Raw genomic sequence first — 24,509 nt, 5'->3', positions numbered from 1 at the left:
AAAAATACGTTTAGTTTATTGATTTTATGCTACATTGAAAATGGCTATAAAAACACGAAGGAGTTTTCAAATGATACGAACGTTAGCTCTTATGAACGATAACAAACTTGTGAAACATATACAATTAGATCAGATTCACGACCCCTCTATTCAGTACTATTGGATTGACTTTAACTGCCCTTCTGAAGAAGAAGCGCTGCTGCTTCAATCATCCTTTCACTTTCATCCGTTAGCGATTGAAGATTGCTTTCATTTTCTGCAGCGTCCAAAACTCGATTATTATGAAGGATACAGTTTTTTTGTCCTTCATTCGTTAAATCGGCAAACGTTAGAAGCTGAAGAAGTTGATCTTTTTATCGGCGATAATTATATGGTTACTTTTCATTTTCACCCGTCAGCTGCAATTGATAAAGTATGGGAAAAGCTGCTTCATACACCTTCGATTCAAGAAAAAGGAATAAGCTACCTTGCGTATTCTGTGATGGATAAAGTGGTAGATGAATATTTTCCCACTGTATATCAAATTGAAGATGAGCTGAATGATATAGAAAACATAGACGCAAAAAAATCCATCTCTGTTTTAATGGAAGATGTATTTAAACTTCGAAGTGATTTGCTAAAAATCAGAAGAACCATTTTGCCTATGCGCGATTTATTGTACCGTGTTATAAATTCTGAACGCTTAGATGTTCATCCTGAACAAAAAAGGTATTTTAAAGATGTCTATGACCACTTATTAAAATTAGCCGATATGATTGAATCAAACCGGGAAATGACGTCTGATATGCGCGATAATTATCTTTCTCTTAATTCAAACCGGATGAATTCAATTATGATGACACTGACTGTTATTTCATCTATCTTTATTCCCCTTACCTTTATCGTTGGCGTATACGGAATGAATTTTGAAAATATGCCTGAGCTAAAGTGGCACTATGGCTATTTCTTTGTGCTTGGCTTCATGGGATTGATAACGCTTGGTTTAATTCTATGGTTCAAGCGAAAAGGCTGGTTTAATGCTGATAAAGAGTAGAAAGATTGAGACATACCGAAATCAATCCAATGTAAAGATGAATAAATTGGATAAGTGAGCTAGTGCTATCAATTTCCGCGGGCGGCCGATGAGTCTCCTCGTCGCTTACGCTCCTGTGGGGTCTCCCCTGTTCCGCTTTTCCTGCAGGAGTCTTCGCCTTGCTCTCCAATCAACCGCTAGAAATCCTGCCTACATGAAGCCTACGTTCATCCTATCAATGAAAAAATTCGAAAGGTTTCGATTTCTACTAAGAGTATGGATTCATTGTTCGGCTCTTCCTTCAACGAAAATATGTTTGCCTCAACCGCCTTTCTATGCGATGATAACTAGTTATTTCCCAAAAATATTTATAAACTAACGTGCTTGCGTTTCCTTTTTCTAAAAAATTTCATAAGATAGTGAAAATAATGCTCAGAAAGGAGGCTGAAGTAGTGGATATTAAAGGCGAACACTTGCTAATGGATGCGTTCGAATGCGATGAAGTGATATTAAATGATCCCTCACTTTTAAGGCAAATTCTTATTGAAGCTGCACTAGATGCAGAGATGGAAGTTTTGCACTGTTATTTTCACCAGTTTACGCCCCACGGCATTACAGGCATTCTCGTATTAGCTACCTCTCACTTGTCTATTCATACTTGGCCGGAGGAAAACTACGCTTCATTAGATTTTTATACGTGCGGAGACAAAGAAATAATTGAAATTGGTTATGCGTTGCTGAAGCAATTAGCTTCAAAAAAAGCTGTTGTATATTCAATTTCTCGCGGAATTCAACACGTCGAAACGCCAACAAAAAATCGTCAGCATGCTGAAAGCACTCGTCTTCTCGATCGTGGAGATGACTCAGATCACGTTAGTCTACAGCAGATCTTATCAGGCCAGCATGACATTTTGTTTCATCAGAAAAACAGTATTCAAGATATTCAGCTGATTAAAGCATCTGATATTCGAATGTATTTGGATGAACAGCTGCAATTTAGTTCATTGGATGAACATGCGTACCATGAAGCTCTTGTACACCCTATCTTTGCAGCTTCCTTAAGTCCTCGCCGCATTCTTATTCTGGGCGGTGGAGATGGTTTAGCTTTACGAGAAGTCCTTAAATATAAGAAAGTTAAAGAAATAGACCTTGTGGAAATAGATGCTGACGTTGTAAATGCTGCGATGAATATAAAAGAATTAAAGAAGTTAAATCAACGCTCATTTGAAGATTCTCGTGTCACCGTTCATATTCAAGATGCTGTTGACTACCTCTCTTTGAATTCAGCGTTTTATGATATTATCATTGTCGACTTTCCAGATCCTACTAACAAAAAAATAAGTGCTCTTTATACAAAAGAATTTTACGAACTTCTCCAACGTTCACTATCGCGCAGCGGCTTGGTCGTGTGTCAGTCAAATTCTCCTAGAGACACACCTATCGTTTTTTGGAGCATTAATAAGACGATGAAAGCTTCTCAGTTTTATACGTTGAGCTACCACACCATTATTCCCTCTTTTGGAGATTGGGGTTTTCACATCGGCTCGAAAACATCTTTGTCTGCCCCTATACTCTCTACTGATGTTTCATCTACTACGCTGCCATCAGACTTTACTAAGTTAATGCGTTTTTCTCCTCATTCTCTTTCTAAAAAACAGTTTGCCGTTGTGAACTCTGCTGAGCACTTGGTTCTGCATAAAATATTTAAAAAAGAAGGCTTATATTTGTAAAAAAGAAAGCTTGGCTTATACATTCCTTTTCTTTTGACATACTAAGATAGTCTCGTCATCACTGCGCGTTAGAAAGGATTGTTATGAGAAAAATTTCGGTTTTTGTTATCTTATTGCTAACTGTTATTTTCCCTTCCCCCGCTTTTAGCCAAGTGAAAGTACCTATACTGATTTACCACTCTATTGATTCCTACACAGGCCACGGGGAAAAAGAACTGTATGTGACACCTGAAAATTTTGAGAAACAGCTTCTTTATCTTAAAAAGCAAGGATATACGCCGCTAACATTTGAAAAATGGCAGGAGCTGAAGCGTGTAAAAAAGCCTATATTTATCACATTTGACGATGGATATAAAAATAATCTTACTATCTTGCCTATTTTTCAAAGAGCAGCCAGCCCTCAGTTTCATCCAGCGGCTACAATTTTTGTGATTTCAGATTTTATTGGCCGTCCCAACCGTTTGTCTCCAGCGGATCTAAAAAAATTTGTTGATTCAGGATTTTTTTCTATTCAGTCTCATACCGCTACTCATCCGGATTTAACTAAGACGAAAAATTTATCCTATGAGCTAGCTGAATCAAAGCTGAAAATTGAAGCCATCACGAGCCAGCCCGTTATTGCTCTTGCTTACCCTTACGGAAAGGTCAATAGCCGCGTAGTCGAAGAAACAAAAAAGAATTATACATTTGGTCTTTCAACGATTCCAAAATTTTTTACTGAAAGTGGACAAAAAAATGAAAACTATCTTATTCCCCGTCTGTACGTCACGTATTCTACAACGATTGAGGATTTTGCTAAGCTATTAAAAGAAAGCTAAAAACCCTTTCCTTAAAAGGAAAGGGTTTTTAGAATTTTGTTATTTCTAGTCCTCGCTCTTGCTGCCATTCAGCATAAAAAACTTCGCTGTATTCCTTTATTTTCTTGATTGCCAGCTGTTTTTTTAACCACTTTTCATCTACGTTTGCTTCTTTCAAATTGCCAGGCACTACTTTTCCATCCATGATTAAAGCAATAGGTAAATTAGTTTGAGAATAAGGGATGTTTAAATCATTTTTCGTCGGAGGGCCGAATTCATGTTTAGGAGCGACGCTCACCTCTCCATTCGTTTCTAAAATGACATATTCTGCTTCATACAGTGAAAAATACCCTTGCTGTCTCATTAGATGCTGAAGCTGATTCAAATCCAAGTTGTTTTTCTTAAGCTCTTTATAATGAATTTTCCCTTTATAAATAATCATTGAAGGCTTGCCTTCAAGAACTCCCCTAAATCCTGTAAAGGTTTGAGATAGCTTTGTCACTGCGTAAATCAGAAGCCCCCAAATCAAAACACTATAAAGAATTTCAGTTAATTCTACTCCTTTTTCAAGAGCTGCATCCCCCACAATATTTCCCAGGACAAGCGTTGTAATAAAGTCAAACGGAGTAATTTGAGCAAACTGTGTCTTACCTAAAAGCTTCAGCATAATAAATAGCGCTAAAAATCCACATATCAGTTCAATCGCAATATCTTTATACATCGATACCCTTCCTCTATAGCAAGCATGTTATAGTATCAGTTTGTATCATATGTGAGAGTGATAAACCTGACTTTTCATTTTTCTTTCCTTCGTTTTCCAGCTATAGAACTTTTGATTAAGCTTTTGTCTTACTTGCATAGGTTTCTAACGTTATATATTGATTAAAAATGGATGCGGCTGCTTTTTTTCCTACATATCTAAGGTGCCATGGTTCGTATTTATAACCGGTAACTTCTTCTTCACCTTGAGGATATCGAATAACGAATCCGTATTGATACGCATGTTTTGAAAGCCAATGAGCTTCTAGTGTATCAGCAAAGCAGTCTGCTGCAGCACATATTCCCTTTCCTCCTGTGACATCGATTGCTAGTCCCGTTTCGTGTTCACTCGTTCCTGGGTAGGCGCTATAAGTGCGTGCTTGTTCTTCACCGTCTCGTTTTGCGTAAAATGCAAAAAGCTCTTTTTGCCGCTCGTGAGATCGATAACCAGATACGCCAAGTAAGCTGATCCCCTCTTTTTCCGCGTCTCGAAAAAGTTCTTCAAGCGCTTGTGCCGCAGGCTTTCTAAGCATTCGTTTTTCTATTTTTTCGTTAAAGATAAACGGAACGTCGGCATAGACTAAATCGGAAGGCTGGTAAGATTCAGGAAGCTGATGCTTCTTATTAACTAAAGTCGTAACCGATTCTGGATTGGCTATTACCACTGTTTCGTCTACATTAGATTTCGTTAAAGATGAAGAAGCTGATGAGCTTTCTAGTTTTTGAGCCTGTCCATTTTTTGTGAATTCTCCGGCAGGCTTTGATGAAGAATTGCTTGTGCCGCACCCTGCTATCATCAGCGCAAAAGCTAAAGAACAAATAAATAAAAAGTATTTCATGATGTCTTACTCCTTTCACATGGCTTTTGATACGCTATAAAAGCCTGTAAAGAAAGAATAAAACATAAATGTTTCTGTCTTTTATTCAGTTGTTTCAAACTTGTAAACACTCTTAAAGAAGTTTAGTATGCGTAAAAAAAAGACTGCCTAAGCAGTCTATTTCAAAAAGATAATATACGTATGAACTTGATTTTGCGTAAAGCTCGATGCAACTAGTTTATTTCCTGATTGACTCCAGGCAAGCTGATCAGCGGCATAGTCTAAATTTACGTTTAAGTGTGTAACATCTCCTGTTAATCCATCTGCTATGAATATCCCTTTATCTCCCTCTTTTTCAGAAATAAAATTATAAGCTAATTTCGAACCGTCGGGAGACCAGCTGACACCAAAAATTTGAGTGGACAGAGCAAGCTGAAAGGCCTCTGATCCTTTTAAATCTGTGATAGACAGCGTTCTCGTTTGGGCATCTTTTTGCTGAACGAGCGCTAATTGCTTTCCATTTGGAGACGGGATAATAGAAACCACATTATCTCGGATTTTTTCAGGGTCCGTCTGTTCGTTATGAAGAAAAAAAAGCTGGTTGTTTACACCAATATAATAAATGCCACCTATCCCTTTAACTGCATCTAAGATTCGATCGTCTCTGTGCAATAGAGGTTCTGCTTTTCCTTTTACATTTGCTTTAGAAAGCTTTCCTTCCATTGTAATAAACATTACTTCTGAATTATTAAGCCACTCTCCGCTTGATGGGTAGAGAAGAACATTCTTGATTTCAACTGTTTTTTTTGTTTGAACGTTCATTATATAACCAAATGTATCTTCGCCTTTTGCAACTTTATAAAAAAGATATTTGCCATTTGGAGAAAGCTTCGCCGCATGTTGAATTTCATTGCTTGGATGCAACACAAAAGTAGACTTGTTTTTTAGATTATAAGTAGCTAAATTCTGCGCATATACCTCTTTGGGACCGAAATCGTGCGACCGAAATTGTTTATTTTCTTGACTAACAATCACTGTGTTTTCATTCAAAAATTGAAACGCTCTTACTCCGTTAATATCTTGAACGTCTTTCACTTCTATTTTTCCATCTTGATCTACGTGGTCCAATACAGTAATTTTCTTGTCTGGTTTTTCAACCGTTTCTCTATGACCTTCTCCTTGGCCGCATGATGCTAAAATAAGAAAAGTGCTTGCGATATATATCATTAATCTATACCGTTTCAATAACGGTTCACTCCTTTTAGCTAACTCAGTTCTCGTTTTTTAAAGGAAACGACACTTTAAAAGTTGTCCATGTAGAGTCAGAATGATGCAGCTTGATAACACCGTTTTGTTTTTCAGTTAAATCTTTGGCTAATGCTAAGCCAAGACCTGTTCCTCCGGATAAACGCGACCGATCTTTATTTACGGTGAAAAATGGTTGGAATAATTTCTCTTCTGCTTCGGGTGGAATTCCTATTCCGGTGTTGGCTACATCTACAATGATAGAATTCTCTAAAGTATAAGATGCTACTTCCACTTTTCCTCCGGGTTCATTATATTTAATAGCATTGTCAATTAAATTAATAAAAATGTGTATTAAGCTTTCGCGATCAGCCCAAACAACCGCTTCTTTTATATTTGTATGAAGAGTCAAATCAAATTTAGCAGCTTTTCCTTTCATACGATCGCATATGTCTTCTAGAAGCCGTTTCAATTCAACTTGCTCTGGTCGCTGCTCGAAATCATATTTCTCAAGTGCTGAAAGCTTTAAGATTTTATCCACCATTTCATGGAGGCGATTCGTTTCTTTACGAATGTTTTGCACACCGTCTTCCATAAGCTGAGGATCATCTCGATACATATCAAGTAAGTCAACATAAGCTTTGATCGATGTTAAAGGCGTCTTAAATTCGTGGCTGATGTTACCGATAAACTGCTTTTGCTGCTGTTCGAGAGACTGCAGTTTCGAAATGGCGAACTCAAGCTTTCTTTTTTCTTTATTCATTTGATCGATGTTTTTTTCAATCGACGTACTCATAAAAAACAAGCCTTGACTGAGCTCTCCGAGTTCATCGCGCCGTTTGAAGGGCACATGAGTTAAATAATGGCCTTTTCGAATCTGCTGTGAAGTTTTTTGAAGCGTAGCGATGAGAGAAGCAATGCGATAAAAATAAGCATAGCCAATTAAAAAAGCTGCTGCCGCTGCAATCGTTCCCCCCATACGAAATAAGTGCCTAATGTCAGCTATAAACTGCTGATTATTTTTTAGGGAATGGTCAAAACGAAGGACTCCAATAAATTGATTCTCGATTGACACAGGTGCAAAGTAAATAAGGGAAGAACCCGAGATTTGATAGGCTATTTTTCCTTTCAAAGCATAGCTAAGCGTATCAGAAACATCCACATCTTTTTGGCCGATGGGAATAGAGCTTCCTGCTTCCTGTCCTTTTTGATTATATAGGACTGTTTGCATTCCGCTTTGTGATGCAATTGAAGATGCAAGGCGCTGTCCTTTTTGCTGAAGAAAGGAATCTGTATTCAGAGACGGGTCACCTGTTACATAACTTTGATGAATCGTTTGCTCCGCTGCTTTGCTTTTTTGAATAAGTTCACTTTCTAGCTGATCACGCTGATTGGTCTCAATTCCTTTTAATACGAGTACGCTCAGTACGGTTACTGTTAAAATAATTAAAAAAGCAAGAACGAGTCCCATCTTAGCTTTTAGGCTGATTTTCATTCATTGATCCCTGCAGTCGCTTTATATCCAACCCCGTATACCGTTTGAAGCAAATAAGGCTCTGCTTCTCCTACTTTTTTTCGAAGGCGCTGCATGTGAATATCTACCGTACGTGTACCGCCTGCATAATCCATTCCCCAGACAAGATCTAGTAAATCTTCTCGTGTGTACACTCTCTCTAAATTGGCAAGCAATAAAGCAATAAGATCAAACTCCTTTGGTGTAAGCTTAACTAACTCATTGGCAACATGTAACGTGCGCTGAATTAAGTTCACTTTCACTTTTCCCACCGTGATTTCTCCCACAGCTTCAGGAGCTTCATTTTTTTCTATTCGCCGAACAAGTGCTTTAGCTCTAGCTACAAGTTCTCTTACATCAAATGGCTTGGTCATGTAATCATCAGCGCCTAACTCTAAACCTAGAACTTTATCGACGATATCATTTTTAACCGTTAACAAGATAATCCCCATTCCTCTTCGATTCTCAAGTTTTCGGCATACTTCATAGCCGGTTAATTTTGGCATCATCACATCTAATATCATTACGTCAGGTCGAAAGCTTTTTACTTTTTCAAGTGCTTCTTCACCGTCAGATGCTGTGTCTACAATATATCCTTCGCGCTTGAAAGCGTAAGATACCGCTGTGGCAATACTTTTTTCATCATCTACTACTAAAACCCTTTTATTCAATGTATCACGTACTTTCATTTGATATTTCTCTTCGTCTATCTTATCAAACAGCTTTAGCAAAAACATCTCCAAGTTGTTTCGAAATTGTAAACAAAAATAAAGAGATTGAGACATAACAAAATCAATTCAATCTAAAGACGCACAAATGAGATAAAAGAGGCTTAGTATGGAGCGCTTTTGACACCGCGGTTGATTTCCGTGCAAGGCTTCGCTTTCCGCGGGCGGCCGCTGAGCCTTCTCGTCGCTTGCGCTCCTGCGGGGTCTCACCTGTTCTGCTTTTCCTGCAGGAGTCTGCGCCTTGCCCTCCAATCAACCGCTTGAGTAAACTAAATAGATGAAATCTACGTTTACATGACCATAAAAAAATCCGAATAAAGTTGATTTTCCTTGAAGAGTCTCGATTCATCAATCCAATTTTCTTTTAGCTAAAATCATGTTGTCTTAGCTTTTTATTAGCGTTATTATTCATTTGTAAAAGGACGGATTTTATGAGTATTCAAATATTGATAAAGAAGCTCTATACGCTGTTCGCTGTTAATAAAACCGATATACCCGTCCGGTCTAATAACATACAGTGCATCTTTTTGAAGCCCTGCTTTCTTCATATAGGGGTTCCAAGAAAACTCATGCAAAGAGAAGCCTTTTTCTCTCATGCTCTTTTTTAGCTTCTGTGCTGCTGTTCCATAGACGTGTATTTGCCAGTTTAAAGACTGTAAAGATTCAAAATTCCCTTCCACATAAGGTAACCGATCACCACTTTGCACGTTTGTCCCTTGTCCGCTGCTTAGGTTACTATTTCGATATTTAATGCGGATTTGAGATAAAATTGTAAATGCTTTGTGACGGGGATAAGGAAAGCGAAATAAAAAGGATAGTACAGGCGGAAAGATATGCTTTCTAAAAAATTGACTCGTTTTATCTCTTGCCACCATTCGCTTAAAAGCGCGATCAGTTGTATTTACAAGCAGCTCTGCAAAAGGTAACCTTTCTTCTTCGTATGTATCTAATATGGAAAGTGCCGCTTTGTGTTGAAGGACAGCTGCTAATTTCCATGAAAGGTTGATTGCATCTCCAATTCCTGTGTTCATTCCTTGGCCGCCTGCAGGACTATGAATATGGGCTGCATCTCCACTTAGAAAAATACGCCCTTGTCGGAAACGACTTGCTACTCTGTGATGGATATTGTATGTTGAGAACCAATTTATATTTTCAATCTCAGCACCAAATGTTTGTTGAAGAAAAGTTTGAATATTTTCAGCTTTTATATCGTTTTGATCCAAAAGAGCTGAAGGGATAATGCCGATCATTCGATACGTTCCTTTACTTCTAACAGGCATACAAATCAAAAATTCTTCATTGCTAAATGAAATACTGATTTTTTGATCCTTCATCACTTCACCAGAGCCGTGAACATCCATCACATAAAAATGCTGTTTATATTTTTCTCCTTTAAACTCTATATTCATTTGTTTACGAACTGTACTGTGTGCTCCGTCACATCCACAAATATACTTAAAATAAGCGGTTTCCTCTTGCTGGGCTTTTAATAAAGTTTTTATCCCTTCTCCGTGTTCAGCTAGAGATAGTAGCTCCGTCTTCCATTCTACTTCAATCCCAAGATTTTTTAATTTTTCAAGCAGAAACCGCTCGTGGTCGTCCTGTGGAAATGTAAGAACAAAAGGAAAAGGACTTAATCTTTCTCCTAAAGATCCTAGATGAACTTTTGCTTTTATTTTATTCTTTACTCGGACGTATACATCTTCCATCTTAATCCCGCGGTCTATGACTTCATCTGCAAAACCGAACTGCTGATATAATTCAAGGGTTCGCGGTAAAATAGCCATTGCCCGGGAGGCTTGCCCAGGCCCTTCGTTTCTATCAATAATTCGAAAAGAAATGTTATGTCTTGCTAAATTATAGGCCATCACAAGGCCAGTAGGTCCGGCACCAACTATTAGGATTTGTGGCTTCATCATTATCTCTCCTTCTCATTCAGTTGCAGTATCTTTTATATTGAGCGAGACTTCTCTTTTTTTACAGAAGATGCAGGTAAAGCAGAAGCAAACAGAGCACACAAACTTATTAAAGAGATAAGAGCTAGAGCAGATACAGAATGATTCCATGTCAGATGTTCTCCAAAGAAAAATAGTTCTCTTACGCCATCTACCATAAACCTCATTGGCAGCCATGGATAAATCCACTCTCGATAAAAATCAGGCATAATTTCTGGGGCCATTGGAAGCAGCGGTGCGCCAAAAAATAGAATAATAACGAAAATCGGAAGTCCCTTTAGTCCTAACCATGAAAGTGCGGCTGATATCAAGGTGAAAAAACTGAAGTAAGCAATAGCTAAGAATAGTGCTGTATCCAAAAATGAAGGAACGCTTATTCCAACTACTTCAGCTAGCCACGCTAGCCCGAAACCTGCAGCTAAAGCAAGTGTAGCACCAATGATTACGAACCCTACTTGGTTAACAATTTTCTCTTTGCGAGAAGAAAACGTGATTTTGTGGATGCTGAGGAAGACAACTGCTGCCCCTGCTCTGCTTGCCATCCACAGCGGCTGAAATAATGAAACGGGGGCATTTCCGTTGACACTATGAGTCCCTGTTTTATTGACGTTTATCACTGTCTTTTGAATCGGTACAGCGAGTGCTAATGCTTGGTTTGCACTTAGTTGCGTTCCGCTTTGTTCAAATCTTTTCACTAGCTGCAAGCGCATATTTTCATTCATCTGATCAACTGCTCCGTTTAGCACCTGACTGGCTAGTGTTGAAGCAGCTGTATTCATTCCTTGATTCACTAACAATCTAATAGCAGGTGCCTCAGGCTGAGCCGTCTGAAGAGTCACCTGTTTTTTGGTGAAATCTTTTGGAATGATAAGCGCTCCGTAGTATTTTTGATTATTTAACCCTTTTTCAACTTCTTTAGTAGTTGATACAAAAATCCATTTAACCGAAGACTGTTCAGCGCTTGAACTCTTCATATTTTGTTTTATATGATCTCCTATATTTACCTTACCCTTTGCTGGAACTGTCATTCCTTCGTCGGCATTTACAAATGCGATTGGCAAATTCTTAGGTGCTTGGCTTACTGAAGGAATTAACGTTAGGGTAAAAATGAAAATAACTGCTACCACTATAATTGGTGAAAGATATATAAGCTTTTGGTTACTTAATTTCATATAGATATTCCCTTCTTTAAGCATATACACGTTGACCGAGAGATAATGTACATGCTGTTGATTAGTGATCACTATGTAAATTATAATAAATTTACCTGCATTCTCAATATGCAATAATCATGGGAATGTCGCTTACTTAACACAAAACACATAACTGTTCATTATTAAAGAAAAAAGTAGGTGTTTAAAAACTGTGGGGAATTCAAAAACAGATCGTAGAATTATTCGAACGAAGAAATTTATCCGAGATGCTTTAACAGAATTAATGGAAGAGAAAGGATTTGAAGGCGTAACGGTCAGAGATCTGACGAAAAAAGCCGATATTAATCGAGGAACTTTTTATTTACACTACCAAGACAAATACGATTTGCTTGAAAAAAGTGAAAATGAAGTCATTCAAGAAATAAAAGAATTTATCAAAAAAGCAAATCCAAATGAGATTGTATCTGCTAATTTGAAAGAACAGCCTTTGCCGTTTATTATTGCGCTTTTTGAATATATTCAAGAGAATGCGCGTTTTATGCAGGTTATGCTTGGTCCAAAAGGCAACCCTGGCTTTCATCTTAAAATTAAAGAAGTTATGAAAACCAATATACTGGAAAAATTAGAGCTCATGGATAGTAAAACGCCTCCGCTTGTTCCACTTGAACATTTAATGTCTTATGTAACGTCAGCCCATCTTGGCGTCATTCAGCACTGGCTAGAACAAGATATGAAGCAGTCACCTAGAGAAATGGCTCTGACACTCGCTAGCATGACTTTTTTGGGTCCTGCTTATGTTGCAGGCATTAAGCGAACATAAAAGAACCTGCTATTCTCTCGGAGAATAGCAGGTTCTTTTTATTAACCTTCTAGTAATAAAGATTCTGGATCTTCTAATAGTTCTTTAACAGTAGCTAGGAAGCTTACGGCTTCTTTGCCGTCAACGATACGGTGATCGTAAGAAAGTGCAATGTACATCATCGGACGATTTTCGATACGCTCTTCATCAATTGCTACCGGACGAAGCTGAACTTTGTGCATTCCTAAAATACCAACTTGAGGCCCGTTTAAAATTGGTGTAGACATTAATGAACCGAATACACCGCCGTTTGTAATTGTGAACGTTCCACCTTGTAAATCTTTTAATGCTAATTTGTTGTCGCGCGCTTTTTTCGCTAAATCAACGATAGATCCTTCGATACCAGCGAATGTTTTACGGTCAGCATCACGTACAACTGGAACAACAAGACCGTCTGGAGCTGACACAGCAATACCAATATCGTAGAATTTTTTAATTAATAACTCGTTGCCTTGAATTTCAGCATTTAATAATGGGTATTTTTTAAGTGCTGCTACTACTGCTTTTGTGAAGAATGACATAAAGCCAAGTCTTACGTCGTGCTGTTCAAAGAATTTGTCTTTGCGTCGTTTACGAAGAGCCATAACAGCCGTCATGTCTACTTCGTTAAACGTTGTCAACATAGCCGCTGTTTGCTGAACTTCAACGAGACGTTTGGCAATTGTTTGACGACGACGTGACATACGTTCGCGTTCAACAGGTTTGTCGCTATTTTCACTTGCCGCTGGAGACGGAGATACCGGGTTAGCTGGCTTACTTGCTTGTGCCTGCTGTTTTTGCTCATTTGATTTTTGATCTGCATATGAATCAATATCATGTTTACGCACACGGCCAAGAGGATCAGTAGTTGGTACTTGATCTAGCTTGATTCCACGTTCTCTTGCTGCTTTGCGAGCTGCAGGAGAAGCAATCAGCCATTGTTTTTGATTTCCTTGTTGAGGCGCTTCAGCTGCTGGCGCTACTTCTTCAACTGTTTTTTGCTGAGCTGGAGCAGCTTCTTGTTTTGGTGCTTCTTCTGCTGGTTTTTCTTCAGCTTTTGGTGCTGCTGGTGCTGAAGCTCCTTCTTTCGCTTCAAGACGTGCAATTGTTTCACCAACTTGCACTGTGTCGCCTTCGCCAGCAAGAAGTTCTGTTAGCACACCAGAGTCTTCAGCTGTAATTTCAACGTTAACTTTATCTGTTTCAAGTTCAACGATATAATCGCCTTTTTCAACGAAATCTCCTACTTGTTTTAGCCACTGTGCAACTGTTCCTTCAGAAATTGATTCTGCTAATTCCGGTACTTTAATCTCTCCCATGATTCATTCCCCTTCCTTATCGTGTAACAACGTCGTTAGCAATTTCATTTTTAGTTAATGCATCTTGTAAAATACGTTCTTGTTCTTGTCTGTGAACTGTTGGATCTCCTTCAGCTGGACTTGAGCGTCTTGTGCGGCCGATGTAGTCAACAGTAGCTCCTTCTGGTGCTACTTCACGCAGTCGATCTTCTACATAGTTCCATGCGCCCATGTTTTCAGGCTCTTCTTGTAACCAGACAATCTCTTTTAAATTTTTATAGCGAGCAAAGATTTCAGCAATTACGCGTCTTGGGAACGGATAAATTTGTTCTAGACGAAGAACGTGTAGCCAATCTTTATCATCTTCTGCTTTGTTTAAGCGTTCCGTTAACTCACTGCTGATTTTTCCGCTGCACAGAACGATTCGTTCAACTGCATCTTCTTTTTTGCCTAATCCAGGCTGTTCTACTACTAAGCGGAAAGAGCCTTTTGTAAACTCTTCAAGGTTTGACACACTAAAAGCATTACGAAGCAAACTTTTTGGTGTCATAACTACTAGCGGTCTTACTTCTTCGCGCTGTAAAATGGCAGCTTGTCGTCGAAGTAAGTGGAAATATTGCGCAGCGCTTGTTACGTTTGCGATTGTCCAGTTGTTTTCTCCAGCTAGCTGTAAATAACGTTCTAGACGAGCGCTTGAGTGTTCTGGCCCTTGACCTTCATGGCCATGTGGCAGCAATAAGACCATTCCAGATTTTTGTCCCCACTTAGCACGACCTGCTGCAATAAACTGGTCAATAATAACTTGACCTGCATTGGCAAAATCACCGAATTGTGCTTCCCAAAGAACAAGCGTTTCAGGAGCAAATACATTATAGCCGTATTCAAATCCAAGCACTGAACCTTCAGATAATGGACTGTTACGAATATCAAAGGAAGCGCTTACGTTCTTCATTGCGTGTAGTGGTGAGTAAACATCCCCTGTCTTATGATCATGAAGAACAAGATGTCTATGTGCAAACGTACCACGTTCAGAATCTTGGCCTGTAATACGAATTGGCGTGCCGTCTCTTAAAATCGTAGCAAATGCAAATGCCTCACCCAATGACCAATCCACGCTTTCATTTTCTTCAAACGCTTTGGCACGTTTAGATAAGATGCGATCAAGTTTTGGAAATACGTTAAATCCTTCAGGGTATTTCACTAGCTCTTGATTCACTTCAAACAGCTCTTCTTTTGTAACAGATGTATCAATATCTGAAATTCCTTTGAAGACTGCTTGTGGCATTTCCATAATTCTATGTTGTTTTTCAGCTTTTGGCGGTACTTTCTCATAAGCTGCTTTTAACTTCGCTTGTAACTCTTCATTAATTTGATCTGCTTGACCGCTTTGAATAACGTTTTGTTCTTCGAGCTGCTTTGCATACATAGCACGAACGGTTGGACGTTTTGTCACAATTTCATACATCTTCGGCTGCGTTACAGACGGTTCATCCATTTCATTGTGGCCAAATCGACGGTATCCAATTAAATCAATCAAGAAATCTTTGTTAAAACGTCTGCGATACTCATAAGCAAAATAAGCAGCCGCTAAACAGGCTTCCGGATCATCCGCGTTTACGTGAACGATTGGAATTTCAAACCCTTTTGCTAAGTCACTTGCATATTTTGTTGAACGAGAATCGACGCTTTCTGTTGTAAATCCAATCATGTTGTTAGCAATAATGTGGATTGTTCCACCTGTTTGATAACCAGTCAATTGATTTAAGTTCAGCGTTTCTTGTACAATACCTTCACCAGGGAACGCAGCATCTCCGTGAATTAAAATCGCGAACGATTTTTTTACATCTTGTTTCGGGTATCCATTCACATCACGCTCATCTTGAGCCGCTCTTGTAAACCCTTCCACAACCGGATTAACAAACTCCAAGTGACTAGGGTTACTAGCCAATGTCAAACGAGCTCGAACTGTGTTCTCTGCTTTAATTTGTTTGTCGGCACCCAGGTGATATTTTACGTCTCCCGTCCAGCCGTAGTTGATACCGATTGAACCTTCTGAAGGAACTAATTCCTTGTTAGGCGCATGCTGGAATTCCGCAAAAATCATTTCATACGGCTTGCCTAATACGTGTGCTAATACATTTAAACGTCCACGGTGAGCCATACCGATATTAACCGTTTTTGGGCTTGTTTCCACTGAGCGTGCAATCAGTTCATCTACAAGTGGAATTAACATATCTACGCCTTCAATAGAAAAGCGTTTTTGTCCGACAAATGTACGATGTAAAAATTGTTCAAAGCCTTCTACTTCTGTTAAACGCTTTAATACAGAAGTTCTTTTCTCATTTGAAAGAGGTTGGAAAATAGCACCTGACTCGACCATATCAGTCAGCCACTTATTCTCTTCCATGTTATGTACGTGATGGAATTCAAACGCAATGGTTTTTGTGTAGACATCTGTTAAATAGTTAATTGCGTCTAAACCATTTTTGACGTGTGATGGCGCATTCGTACATAAAATATCAACCGGAATTGATTTTAAATCTTCTTGCGTTAAATTGTAATCTTCCAAGTGAAGCAAGACAGGATCTTTCTTCTCGCTTTCAAGAGGCTTAATTGACGCGTATAGATGACCATAAGCACGGATGTTTTCCGCTAGCTTAATAGCCGATGCAATTTTAGATGTGTTAGCTGAAGGTGCAGTCTGTGCGTATTCAGCTTGCTGAACCTGCTCACTTTCGTTTAATGGAGGAGCACCCCAATAATCAAATAATTCTTTTAAGTCTGGATCTACTAGATCTGACTGCTCTTCATATAACTCATACTGTTCTAATACATAGCCGTAGTTCGGACCCAAAAATCCTTGCCAAGGCTCCCCTCTATTCGACGTTTCGTTACCCATGATAAAACCCCCAACGAGTTATAATAATTGTCGTACTCAACAATCTTTCCATTTTGAATGTCGATTACCTTATCGTCTGACATCTTTACAACGAGTGATAAATCTCACTGCGTGTGTATCTGATATCTGCTTATATTTTACCACTCTTTTACTCGTCAATCAAAATGAAATCGCTATATTTCTTTAATTTTTTTTACTTTTTTAATAGTCTTACTACTTTTTGAAAGCGTTTTATAAGTAAAGCTGATTAAAGGTCGAATCAGGTGTTAATTAATTGTTATTGACCTAGCTTTTGGCAAAATTAAATTGCTTAAAATATATTTTATGACTATTTAAAAAAAGAAGCAGTGTTTTGCTTCTTTTTTTAAAACTCATCTACGATTTTTTCAACGTCTTTAAAATAACCATCATCTACTTCTGTAAGCTTGCTGCTTTTCGCCGCTTCGAGTAAATGAGTGAACCAAGTTAGTTCTACTTTCAAATGCATAATCGTGCGCATAATGATCGACAGATTTGCAATGGAATGATCGACCTTTTTAACTTGGTACAAATTTTGCATTTTTTCTAAATAAGCTGCCGTTTCCTCAATCTTTTTTTCTAAAGCAGAAGCCACTTTTTTTTGATCCACGTAAGAAGTAAATGAAAGAGCAGCATAAACAGGTCTATGCATATGCTCTTTTTTTAACAGCTGTTCAAAATAAAGGCGTTCAAATTCTTCTCTTCCTGCATCCGTGATAGAATAAACGGTCTTTTCAGGTCTGTTCGTCTCTCGAATCACATCGACTACTTTCACCAACTGATCTTTTTCGAGCGTATCAAAAGCGTAATATAAAGAACCGCTTGCAAGTTTAATATAGTGCTTCATTTGTCTTTCATTAATGGTTTGCTGAATTTCATAAGGGTGCTTATTTCCTTCCATTAATAAGCCCAGTATGACTAATTTAACACTCATAACACCTTTCACCTCTTGACATGCATCTTATTTAGTAAAAAAAGCACGAATAAATTCGTGCCTTTTCTATTTTTGAGCTGCCGGTTCCTTAGCTTCTACCCGCTTTTTAGGGGGAACTTCCACTCGTTCATTTCCCATTAAAAAGACAGTAATAATAGCTACTGCAATTGGAATAAGAGCAAGCATAAATGCATACGTGATCGATGTAGACATAGCATCAACAATCTTATCTAATATTTGAGGCGGAATGCTGTTTCGGGCACTTGATTGAAAAACTGCACTCGGATCTCCTATTTGAGAAAATGCTCCTTGTGATCCATTTCCCATACCTTGAAAATTGCGCTGCAGCTCATTTGTAAATGTATTGCTTTGAATCGTTCCAAAAATCGTAACTCCCAGCGTCATTCCTAAAGAACGAGCAAATGAGTTTGTTGAGTTGGCAGAACCTCTAAACTGTGGATCTAGCTTATGAGTTGACGACGTTGGTAAAAGAGAAAAGCTAAACCCTACGCCAAATCCAGTCAAAATCATAAATACCGTGAGCATCCAACGAGGTGTATCAGGTTCCATTGTTCCTAACAAGAACATTCCTACTGCAAATGAAAAAACGGACATAATCATCAAGTTTCGGAAGCTTGTTTTTGTGAGAAAAATCCCGCCGATCGCACTTCCTGCTACTGAGCCTAACATCATCGGAGTTAAAATTAAACCTGCATTTGTAGCAGAACCTCCGTAGACAGCTTGAACGAAAATAGGAATAAATACCGTTAAAATAATAAACGTTGCTCCGTATAAGAAAGCGAGAATCTGTGATGTTGCAAATAAACGGCGCTTGAACATCCAAAATGAGATAATCGGCTCTTGCGCGCGCTTTTCCACAAAAAAGAAGAGTGACAGCGCCACAGCAAAGATAGCAAAAAGAGATAAAATTTGCGGAGAAGACCACTCATACTCTTTTCCTCCAAGTTCAAGAGCAAACATTAAACTTACTACTGAAATGACAAGAGTGGCTGCACCAGCCCAGTCAATTTTTTGCTTTTTATGACTTTTTGACTCTTTATAAAAGCGCATAATAAAAAATAACGATAAAAGTCCAATTGGCACGTTCACGTAAAACACCCAGTGCCAGCTGATGTATTCCGTAATGTAAGCACCGAGAAGTGGACCAAATACGCTTGCTGAGCCAAAAACGGCACCTAATAATCCCGTCATTTTCCCGCGTTTTTCAGGAGGGAAAATATCAAATACGATGGTAAAAGCAATCGGAAGAAGCGCTCCTCCTCCAATTCCTTGAATCACTCGGTAAATACTTAGCTGCACAATGCTTTGTGCTAAACCACACAATGCGGATCCAAGTAAGAATACGGTTAACCCAAAAATAAAAAACCGTTTACGGCCGTACATATCAGATAGTTTACCAAATATCGGCATACCTGCCATCACGGCAACCATATAAGCGGACGTAACCCAAACAAACTTATCTAATCCGCCTAGATCAGAAATGATTTTCCCCATAGCCGTCGCTACGATGGTATTATCCATGGCTGACATAAAAATACCGAGCAGCAATCCTGCTACGATAAAACGAATATGTTTTTCTGATGAAACCATTTCAGTTCCTCCTTTCGCGTCATCTTTTTGATGAACAGAAATGATAGCTACTTAAATTATTATATTCAAATTTGAGTATTTTACAATCTTAAATGTGCTATTTTTTAGAAATAAACATAACAAAAGCGTAATGGATTCATTACGCTTTTACTGTGAGCTGAGGTTCTAATTCGATCTCTACATTTCCTTGAATGGCTCTTGAAATCATACAGGACGTTTCTGCTTTTTTTATAAGTCGATTGATTTTCTCTTCTTGGGCCGCAAATTTAGGTGTGACGATCACGTGAGGTTTATGAATGATTTTTTCGTACGTAAACACACCATTCGTTACGTCCACGATAGCTTCTGATTCCATCGTTAAAGCCTCCTGATGGATTCCACTTCTTTCTAGCATCGCTGCAAGCGTGATAATGTAGCAGGTGGCTGCTGCTCCTAGCAGCATTTCATCTGGATTTGTCCCGGCTCCTGGCCCGTCCATTTCTGGTGGAATAGAAATGCTTGTTTTTAATTGCCCTGCTTCAATTGTTCCCACTTCATTTCGGCCTCCTGGCCAATTTGCTTGCAAATGAAAGTGATGTTTTGCCATAGTGTATCCTTCTTTCTTCTATATAATGATGTATACTTAGCGTACCTTTTTTGCTCATAAAATAAAAATGTTCTGCTTGTAACAGCAAAAAGACTGCTAAACGTGCAGTCTTTGTTGTTCTCTAACTTAAAGGTACTTTCTTTTCGCTTTCAACGACAGTTTTGATTAATGAAGGCAGCCAGTCCTGCAGGTTCGTAAATGAATATCCCCAAAAGCTAGCTTTTTCATTGCTCATCGTCCAAGAATGATCTACTCCGTACGGAGAACTATTTTCATCCGTTAAACGAGAGGTTGTTCTTGCTGTTTTATCCGCTGCTTGTTCAATATATGAAAATAAATTTTTGAGTGAAATGGTACCATTTGAACAAGCGTTAATCGGCCCTTTTAGCTTCTGTTCTGCACACCAAACTAAAAATTCACCTGCTTCTTCCTGTGAAATGAAGTTCATTTCTGCTTCAATAGCCGGTACACCAATTTCTTCTCCATGCATAATTTTTTCTATGTGAAAACGCAAGCGGTCCGTATAATCATCTTTTCCCATAACAATTGGAAAACGGACAGCTGTTACCGAAAACGGTGCTTTTTGAAAGAATACTGCCTCGGCTTGGCGTTTTCCTTCTTGATAGGAAATATTTTCACGGCGTGTATATGAAATAGGATACTTGTATGGATCAAAATCTTCTTCATAACACGTTTTTTCTAAAGAACCATATACTGAAAGAGTCGAGGTAAGTACATAGTGACTCGTACTATGACGAAAAGCTTCAACAGCAACAGCTGCGCCGTGTGAAGAATAGCATATTTGATCGAAGATAACATCCCATTTTCTTCCTCTTGTTGTTTCGATTACAGAATCTTTTTCTACACGATCAAGAAAAATTCGCTCAACTCGGTCGCCGAAATCATCCGGTGTTTTACCTCGCGTTGCTAACGTAACCTGTACTCCTTTAGAAAGCAATGTCTGAACTAAATTTTTTCCGAAAAAACGCGTTCCACCTAACACAAGTGCTGTTTTCATCTTTTTCTCCACCTTTCATATTTGATATGGGTGACCATACCATTATTATCCAACTTTTTCATCCATAAAGCTATGAATCTTTCCGCTTATTTTTTTGTACTTCCACCTATTTTTTCGCCACTGCCGTGTTAAGATGTACATATCTAACCAAAAGGAGCGACAGCGATGAATCCTTCTCCACTTCCCCTTAACGAACGTCTTGTTGTTCTTGATATTATTCGGGGCATTGCTTTGCTGGGCATTTTTTTAGTGAATATACCGGCTTTTACTTCTCCGATATTTATTTTTCAGCTGTACAATGTTTCTTATAAGTATGAAGGAATAGATGCTTATATTGATTTGTTCTTGCAGCTGTTTGTGCAAGGGAAGTTTTTTACCATTTTTTCTTTTTTGTTTGGACTTGGATGCGGAATTTTTTTGCATAGAGCTGAAGAAAAGCAGTACTTTGCCGCTGCTTTATGGTCAAGAAGAATGGCTGCTTTGCTATTAATTGGGCTTTTTCATCTTGTCTTTTTCTGGTATGGAGACATTTTGCATGTGTATGCTATTGGCGGTTTTTTATTATTCTTTTTTTACAATCGAAAAGCTAAGACGATTTTGCTGTGGGCAATAGGCTTGCTATGCTTTTTTTATCTTTTGGCTTGTATGCAGTTTTTTATTCCAGCACACGTCTTGCAGGAGGCTCAGTGGGAGTATAAAGCTTTACATGAACATGTCTTAACCCAATATTTATCCACCTACAGGCAAGCAGACTATTTATCTTGGCTGTTTTATCGTTTGAATGTTGAAGTGGTGCCTATGCTATTAAATCTACCGTTTTCTATCTTTCCCGTATTTTCTATGTTGTTATTTGGCTTATATACTGCTAAAAAAGGATTGGTACATAATATCGAACAAAATCGTTCTTTTTTCAAGAAAATTCAGTCAATAACAGGCGCAGCAGGTTTCACTTTAACTATTATTCTGGCCATGCTAAAAACAGAGATTTTAAGATACGAACTCTATCAGCAGGCGGCCATTCACCTTTTTACAAGTTTGAGCGGCATTTTTCTATGTTTTTTTTATCTTACCACCTTACTGTTATTCCTGCAATTTTCTCCTTATGCTTCAATGCTGGGTCTTTTTAAGTATAGTGGAACAATGGCATTAACAACTTACCTTAGCCAAACTTTAATTTGCCTGTGGATGGTTCGAGTCTTTGGTTTATACGGAACTCTTACCTTAACGGAAAGCACGGTTATTTGTCTCATCATCTATACACTCCAGCTTTTTCTTAATAAGTGGTGGCTTTATTATTTCTATTACGGTCCGTGTGAATGGTTATGGCGGAGCTTTACATACCGATCTCTCCCGCCTCTTAGGCGGAATAGAAAAGCTTCAGCTTAACAGCAAATCGGCCTTCAAGGTTGAAAGCCGATTTGTCTCCTTTACTGCAAAGGCGGTATAGTTATTCGTTTAATTCCATTTGTCTCAAACTCTCGTATATAATCCATTTCTCGATGAAAAATTTGCATAAAAACTTCATTTTTTATTTCTTTAGTGGGTCCTATTTGCTCTATCACATCTCGTTTAGCCATGCGATAGGCTAGCGCTTCCCAAAACACTTCGTTATCGTATTCTCCAATAATATCTTGAAGAGAATCTTCATGTTCTTCTGTAAACATAACCTCACTGTTTAGCGTGTGAAAAGGTCCTTTTTCAAGGAAAGGCTCTGCGTGTGAAAACATTTGTTTTTCTACATCCGTATATTCCTGTGCATGCTCATCTTCCACTCCAGAACATGCTGTGACCATCCAGTTACCTAAATAAATTAAATCAAGCAGTTGAAAAAAGTGCGTTTCAGATAGTTGAAGTTCAATATCGTTTTTTACAGGAGCTTTTGACATAAGCGCGATATCTCCTTTAATTTTGAGGGTAGTTGCTACTAAATAAAATAGCTAAAAGGGTTAATATGCAGGCTAGCAGGAAAACTGAAGAAATGGCTTCACCTCTTTTCTGTAGTGTAAAAATAGAGGTACTGACATCCAAAGAAGTGAATACGAAGGGTGTAAACTTATCATAATCGAAATAAAGACAAGATACAAGACTTTTTTACTAAATTTTCTGACTATCTTCGTCATAAATACCTATTTTTGTTTTGTTTATACTAGAAAGGTCCGGAATTTGTGTGCTGAGCTGTTCAAAATAAAAAAGCGCTGAACCAGGCGCTTTAACGGTGTAAAAAAATAGATAAACCAATAAAAAAAGCAGCTAAAATAAAATCAAAAATCCATTGCCACTTCTCACGTTTTAACAATACGTGCTCTACCCCTGATAACAGCGAACTTATACTAACCAAAACAAAAATAAAGCTCAATTGGTTAAACGAAAATTTAGTGACAAAATTTGATACAAGTATGACTGCTACGGTGATGAACAGTGCCATTTGACTTATAAGTACCCATTTAATTCTCTGTTTATATCCGTCTTTTAAAGCTTGTAATAAATCGTTGCTGATCACTCTCACTAAACCCCTTTTGTATTCCTATCGTCAAAAGTAAGAACGCAGCAAAAAACGCTTCTCTGCATCTTAACTACTTAGCAAAACTAGCTATTAAATCGAAACATAAATATCAACTTGACTGTACTCAGGATCAATACAGCGTTCATCATATAGTTCAAAATCTATTTTATAGGCACGATGATTTTTTTTAGCCCACTCGCGAATATAAGCCCAAGCCTCTACGACTACCTGTCTAGCTGGCCCAACAGCTGTTGTAAACACCATATATTCACCTTCTGGGATGATGAACTCTCTCATATCCTCTTTCAGTTCGCCGCCGGGTAAAACTTCGTAGCCGAGAGCAAATGTAAAATCCATTTTTTGATTATATTCAAATTCTGTATAAAGAGCAAATGTATTACCATTTACTTTATTGGCGATTTTATTAGCTAACTGTTGTTTATAAAAAGTCTGCCAGTGCTCAGGAATAAGACCTGTGCCCGTTTCTTCCACAGGTTCATCTGTTCGAATAGGCACTCCTACAACAGTGAATTCATTTACCTTGACTACTTTTTGACTTACGACTAAGTCAGTCAACATATTGAGCCCCCTTAATTCTTCTTTTTCTGTAGTTACAATGAGGGAAATACTTCTTAATATGCATTTTATTTGTATTCAAAGAAAACGTCAACCTTTTATGCAAATCCCTTAACGAAGGGGCTGAAGATCCTTCTTCTAAACTATAAAAAAACGATTCTATTTTCTTTGTACACATCATACGTATAAGATACCCCTAATTTACAATAGAGTGAGGTAAAAAAATGAAGATCATTGAACTTGCCGAATTCATTAAAACAAGTAAAAAAACAACTAAACTTGCTCTCTCCTCTTCTACAGTACAGTATACATTAGAAACAGATGATTTGAAAATTGAATTAAAAACAGGCGGCACGAATAAGCGAATCGTGTTTTTTCGCATCTTCTTAAAAGGAACATACAAGGATTGGATTTGTTATCACCGGAACGAACATCATATTTACGAATTGTATCAAAATATTCCTTTATCTCCTAAAATGCAAAAGCAGCTTTTGTATGCTATTGCATCATAAAAGAG

23 protein-coding genes are annotated in these 24,509 nt (G+C 38.2%); 6 read left to right on the top strand and 17 right to left on the bottom strand.

Annotated elements, in window-relative coordinates; all coding sequences use genetic code 11:
• Nucleotides 1-70 precede the first annotated feature (70 nt).
• The 3 genes from corA (at nucleotide 71) to ACXAE4_RS13095 (ending at nucleotide 3,560) form a co-directional block, all read left to right on the top strand.
• Nucleotides 71-1,033: a magnesium/cobalt transporter CorA gene (gene corA, locus ACXAE4_RS13105; RefSeq protein WP_028412877.1), complete on the top strand. Its 963-nt coding sequence runs from the start codon at nucleotides 71-73 to the stop codon at nucleotides 1,031-1,033.
• Nucleotides 1,034-1,464: 431 nt separating this feature from the next.
• Entirely contained in the window at nucleotides 1,465-2,742 is a 1,278-nt protein-coding gene (locus tag ACXAE4_RS13100) for a polyamine aminopropyltransferase (protein ID WP_028412876.1), read from the top strand.
• Between the two features lie 83 nt (nucleotides 2,743-2,825).
• Nucleotides 2,826-3,560, top strand: coding sequence for a polysaccharide deacetylase family protein (locus tag ACXAE4_RS13095; protein WP_099000462.1), 735 nt, complete (start codon nucleotides 2,826-2,828; stop codon nucleotides 3,558-3,560).
• A 28-nt stretch (nucleotides 3,561-3,588) separates the two neighbouring features.
• Here ACXAE4_RS13095 and ACXAE4_RS13090 read toward each other — a convergent pair whose 3' ends face one another.
• The 8 genes from ACXAE4_RS13090 to ACXAE4_RS13055 all read right to left on the bottom strand — a co-directional run bounded on the left by ACXAE4_RS13090 (nucleotide 3,589) and on the right by ACXAE4_RS13055 (nucleotide 11,729).
• The gene (locus tag ACXAE4_RS13090; protein WP_028412875.1) at nucleotides 3,589-4,260 is read right to left on the bottom strand and encodes a DUF421 domain-containing protein; all 672 of its coding nucleotides are present in this window, start codon (nucleotides 4,258-4,260) and stop codon (nucleotides 3,589-3,591) included.
• Nucleotides 4,261-4,375: 115 nt separating this feature from the next.
• The gene (locus ACXAE4_RS13085) at nucleotides 4,376-5,137 is read right to left on the bottom strand and encodes a M15 family metallopeptidase (protein WP_049165243.1); all 762 of its coding nucleotides are present in this window, start codon (nucleotides 5,135-5,137) and stop codon (nucleotides 4,376-4,378) included.
• 156 nt (nucleotides 5,138-5,293) lie between these two features.
• Entirely contained in the window at nucleotides 5,294-6,361 is a 1,068-nt protein-coding gene (locus ACXAE4_RS13080) for a TolB family protein (protein ID WP_028412873.1), read from the bottom strand.
• Between the two features lie 25 nt (nucleotides 6,362-6,386).
• A complete protein-coding gene (locus ACXAE4_RS13075) occupies nucleotides 6,387-7,856 on the bottom strand; it encodes a sensor histidine kinase (RefSeq protein WP_034268979.1) in 1,470 nt (489 codons plus the stop codon).
• Nucleotides 7,853-8,545: a response regulator transcription factor gene (locus ACXAE4_RS13070; RefSeq protein WP_289578965.1), complete on the bottom strand. Its 693-nt coding sequence runs from the start codon at nucleotides 8,543-8,545 to the stop codon at nucleotides 7,853-7,855. The genes ACXAE4_RS13075 and ACXAE4_RS13070 overlap by 4 nt, the downstream gene beginning before the upstream one ends.
• 121 nt (nucleotides 8,546-8,666) lie before the next feature.
• The gene (locus ACXAE4_RS13065; RefSeq protein ID WP_168760334.1) at nucleotides 8,667-8,858 is read right to left on the bottom strand and encodes a hypothetical protein; all 192 of its coding nucleotides are present in this window, start codon (nucleotides 8,856-8,858) and stop codon (nucleotides 8,667-8,669) included.
• Between the two features lie 148 nt (nucleotides 8,859-9,006).
• A complete protein-coding gene (locus tag ACXAE4_RS13060; protein ID WP_289577954.1) occupies nucleotides 9,007-10,518 on the bottom strand; it encodes an FAD-dependent monooxygenase in 1,512 nt (503 codons plus the stop codon).
• A gap of 35 nt (nucleotides 10,519-10,553) precedes the next feature.
• Nucleotides 10,554-11,729 carry a YhgE/Pip domain-containing protein gene (locus tag ACXAE4_RS13055; RefSeq protein WP_475236163.1) on the bottom strand — a complete coding sequence of 392 codons (1,176 nt, stop codon included), beginning with the start codon at nucleotides 11,727-11,729 and terminating at the stop codon, nucleotides 10,554-10,556.
• 193 nt (nucleotides 11,730-11,922) lie between these two features.
• Here ACXAE4_RS13055 and ACXAE4_RS13050 point away from each other — a divergent pair, with 193 nt between their 5' ends.
• Nucleotides 11,923-12,531 (top strand): TetR/AcrR family transcriptional regulator, encoded by a 609-nt coding sequence (locus ACXAE4_RS13050; protein WP_028412868.1) that lies wholly within the window; start codon nucleotides 11,923-11,925, stop codon nucleotides 12,529-12,531.
• A gap of 41 nt (nucleotides 12,532-12,572) precedes the next feature.
• On the opposite strand, the gene odhB is transcribed toward ACXAE4_RS13050, so the two are convergent.
• The 6 genes from odhB to ACXAE4_RS13020 form a co-directional block, all read right to left on the bottom strand.
• A complete protein-coding gene (gene odhB, locus ACXAE4_RS13045; protein ID WP_014459542.1) occupies nucleotides 12,573-13,868 on the bottom strand; it encodes a 2-oxoglutarate dehydrogenase complex dihydrolipoyllysine-residue succinyltransferase in 1,296 nt (431 codons plus the stop codon).
• 16 nt (nucleotides 13,869-13,884) lie between these two features.
• Entirely contained in the window at nucleotides 13,885-16,746 is a 2,862-nt protein-coding gene (gene sucA, locus ACXAE4_RS13040) for a 2-oxoglutarate dehydrogenase E1 component (RefSeq protein ID WP_028412867.1), read from the bottom strand.
• 364 nt (nucleotides 16,747-17,110) lie between these two features.
• On the bottom strand, nucleotides 17,111-17,698 hold the full coding sequence (locus tag ACXAE4_RS13035) for a PadR family transcriptional regulator (RefSeq protein ID WP_028412866.1): 588 nt from the start codon (nucleotides 17,696-17,698) through the stop codon (nucleotides 17,111-17,113).
• A 66-nt stretch (nucleotides 17,699-17,764) separates the two neighbouring features.
• Nucleotides 17,765-19,309 carry an MDR family MFS transporter gene (locus tag ACXAE4_RS13030; protein WP_289577956.1) on the bottom strand — a complete coding sequence of 515 codons (1,545 nt, stop codon included), beginning with the start codon at nucleotides 19,307-19,309 and terminating at the stop codon, nucleotides 17,765-17,767.
• A 139-nt stretch (nucleotides 19,310-19,448) separates the two neighbouring features.
• On the bottom strand, nucleotides 19,449-19,895 hold the full coding sequence (locus tag ACXAE4_RS13025; RefSeq protein ID WP_099000296.1) for an OsmC family protein: 447 nt from the start codon (nucleotides 19,893-19,895) through the stop codon (nucleotides 19,449-19,451).
• Nucleotides 19,896-20,016: 121 nt separating this feature from the next.
• Entirely contained in the window at nucleotides 20,017-20,913 is an 897-nt protein-coding gene (locus ACXAE4_RS13020) for an NAD-dependent epimerase/dehydratase family protein (RefSeq protein WP_028412863.1), read from the bottom strand.
• Between the two features lie 165 nt (nucleotides 20,914-21,078).
• Here ACXAE4_RS13020 and ACXAE4_RS13015 point away from each other — a divergent pair, with 165 nt between their 5' ends.
• Nucleotides 21,079-22,299, top strand: a complete 1,221-nt coding sequence (locus ACXAE4_RS13015; protein ID WP_099000297.1) for a DUF418 domain-containing protein — start codon at nucleotides 21,079-21,081, stop codon at nucleotides 22,297-22,299.
• A 41-nt stretch (nucleotides 22,300-22,340) separates the two neighbouring features.
• On the opposite strand, the gene ACXAE4_RS13010 is transcribed toward ACXAE4_RS13015, so the two are convergent.
• The 3 genes from ACXAE4_RS13010 to ACXAE4_RS13000 all read right to left on the bottom strand — a co-directional run bounded on the left by ACXAE4_RS13010 (nucleotide 22,341) and on the right by ACXAE4_RS13000 (nucleotide 23,995).
• Nucleotides 22,341-22,799: a hypothetical protein gene (locus tag ACXAE4_RS13010; protein ID WP_033579407.1), complete on the bottom strand. Its 459-nt coding sequence runs from the start codon at nucleotides 22,797-22,799 to the stop codon at nucleotides 22,341-22,343.
• 323 nt (nucleotides 22,800-23,122) lie between these two features.
• Complete coding sequence (locus ACXAE4_RS13005) at nucleotides 23,123-23,413, bottom strand: hypothetical protein (RefSeq protein WP_013057601.1); 291 nt, start codon at nucleotides 23,411-23,413, stop codon at nucleotides 23,123-23,125.
• Nucleotides 23,414-23,506: 93 nt separating this feature from the next.
• On the bottom strand, nucleotides 23,507-23,995 hold the full coding sequence (locus ACXAE4_RS13000; protein ID WP_028412859.1) for a GyrI-like domain-containing protein: 489 nt from the start codon (nucleotides 23,993-23,995) through the stop codon (nucleotides 23,507-23,509).
• Between the two features lie 221 nt (nucleotides 23,996-24,216).
• Here ACXAE4_RS13000 and ACXAE4_RS12995 point away from each other — a divergent pair, with 221 nt between their 5' ends.
• Nucleotides 24,217-24,504 carry a hypothetical protein gene (locus tag ACXAE4_RS12995; RefSeq protein WP_028412858.1) on the top strand — a complete coding sequence of 96 codons (288 nt, stop codon included), beginning with the start codon at nucleotides 24,217-24,219 and terminating at the stop codon, nucleotides 24,502-24,504.
• Nucleotides 24,505-24,509 lie beyond the last annotated feature (5 nt).

It is taken from the genome of Priestia sp. ABM2_011, from assembly GCF_056158845.1.
The sequence above is the reverse complement of the archived record's forward strand: the minus strand, read 5'-3'. Positions and strand labels throughout refer to the sequence as shown.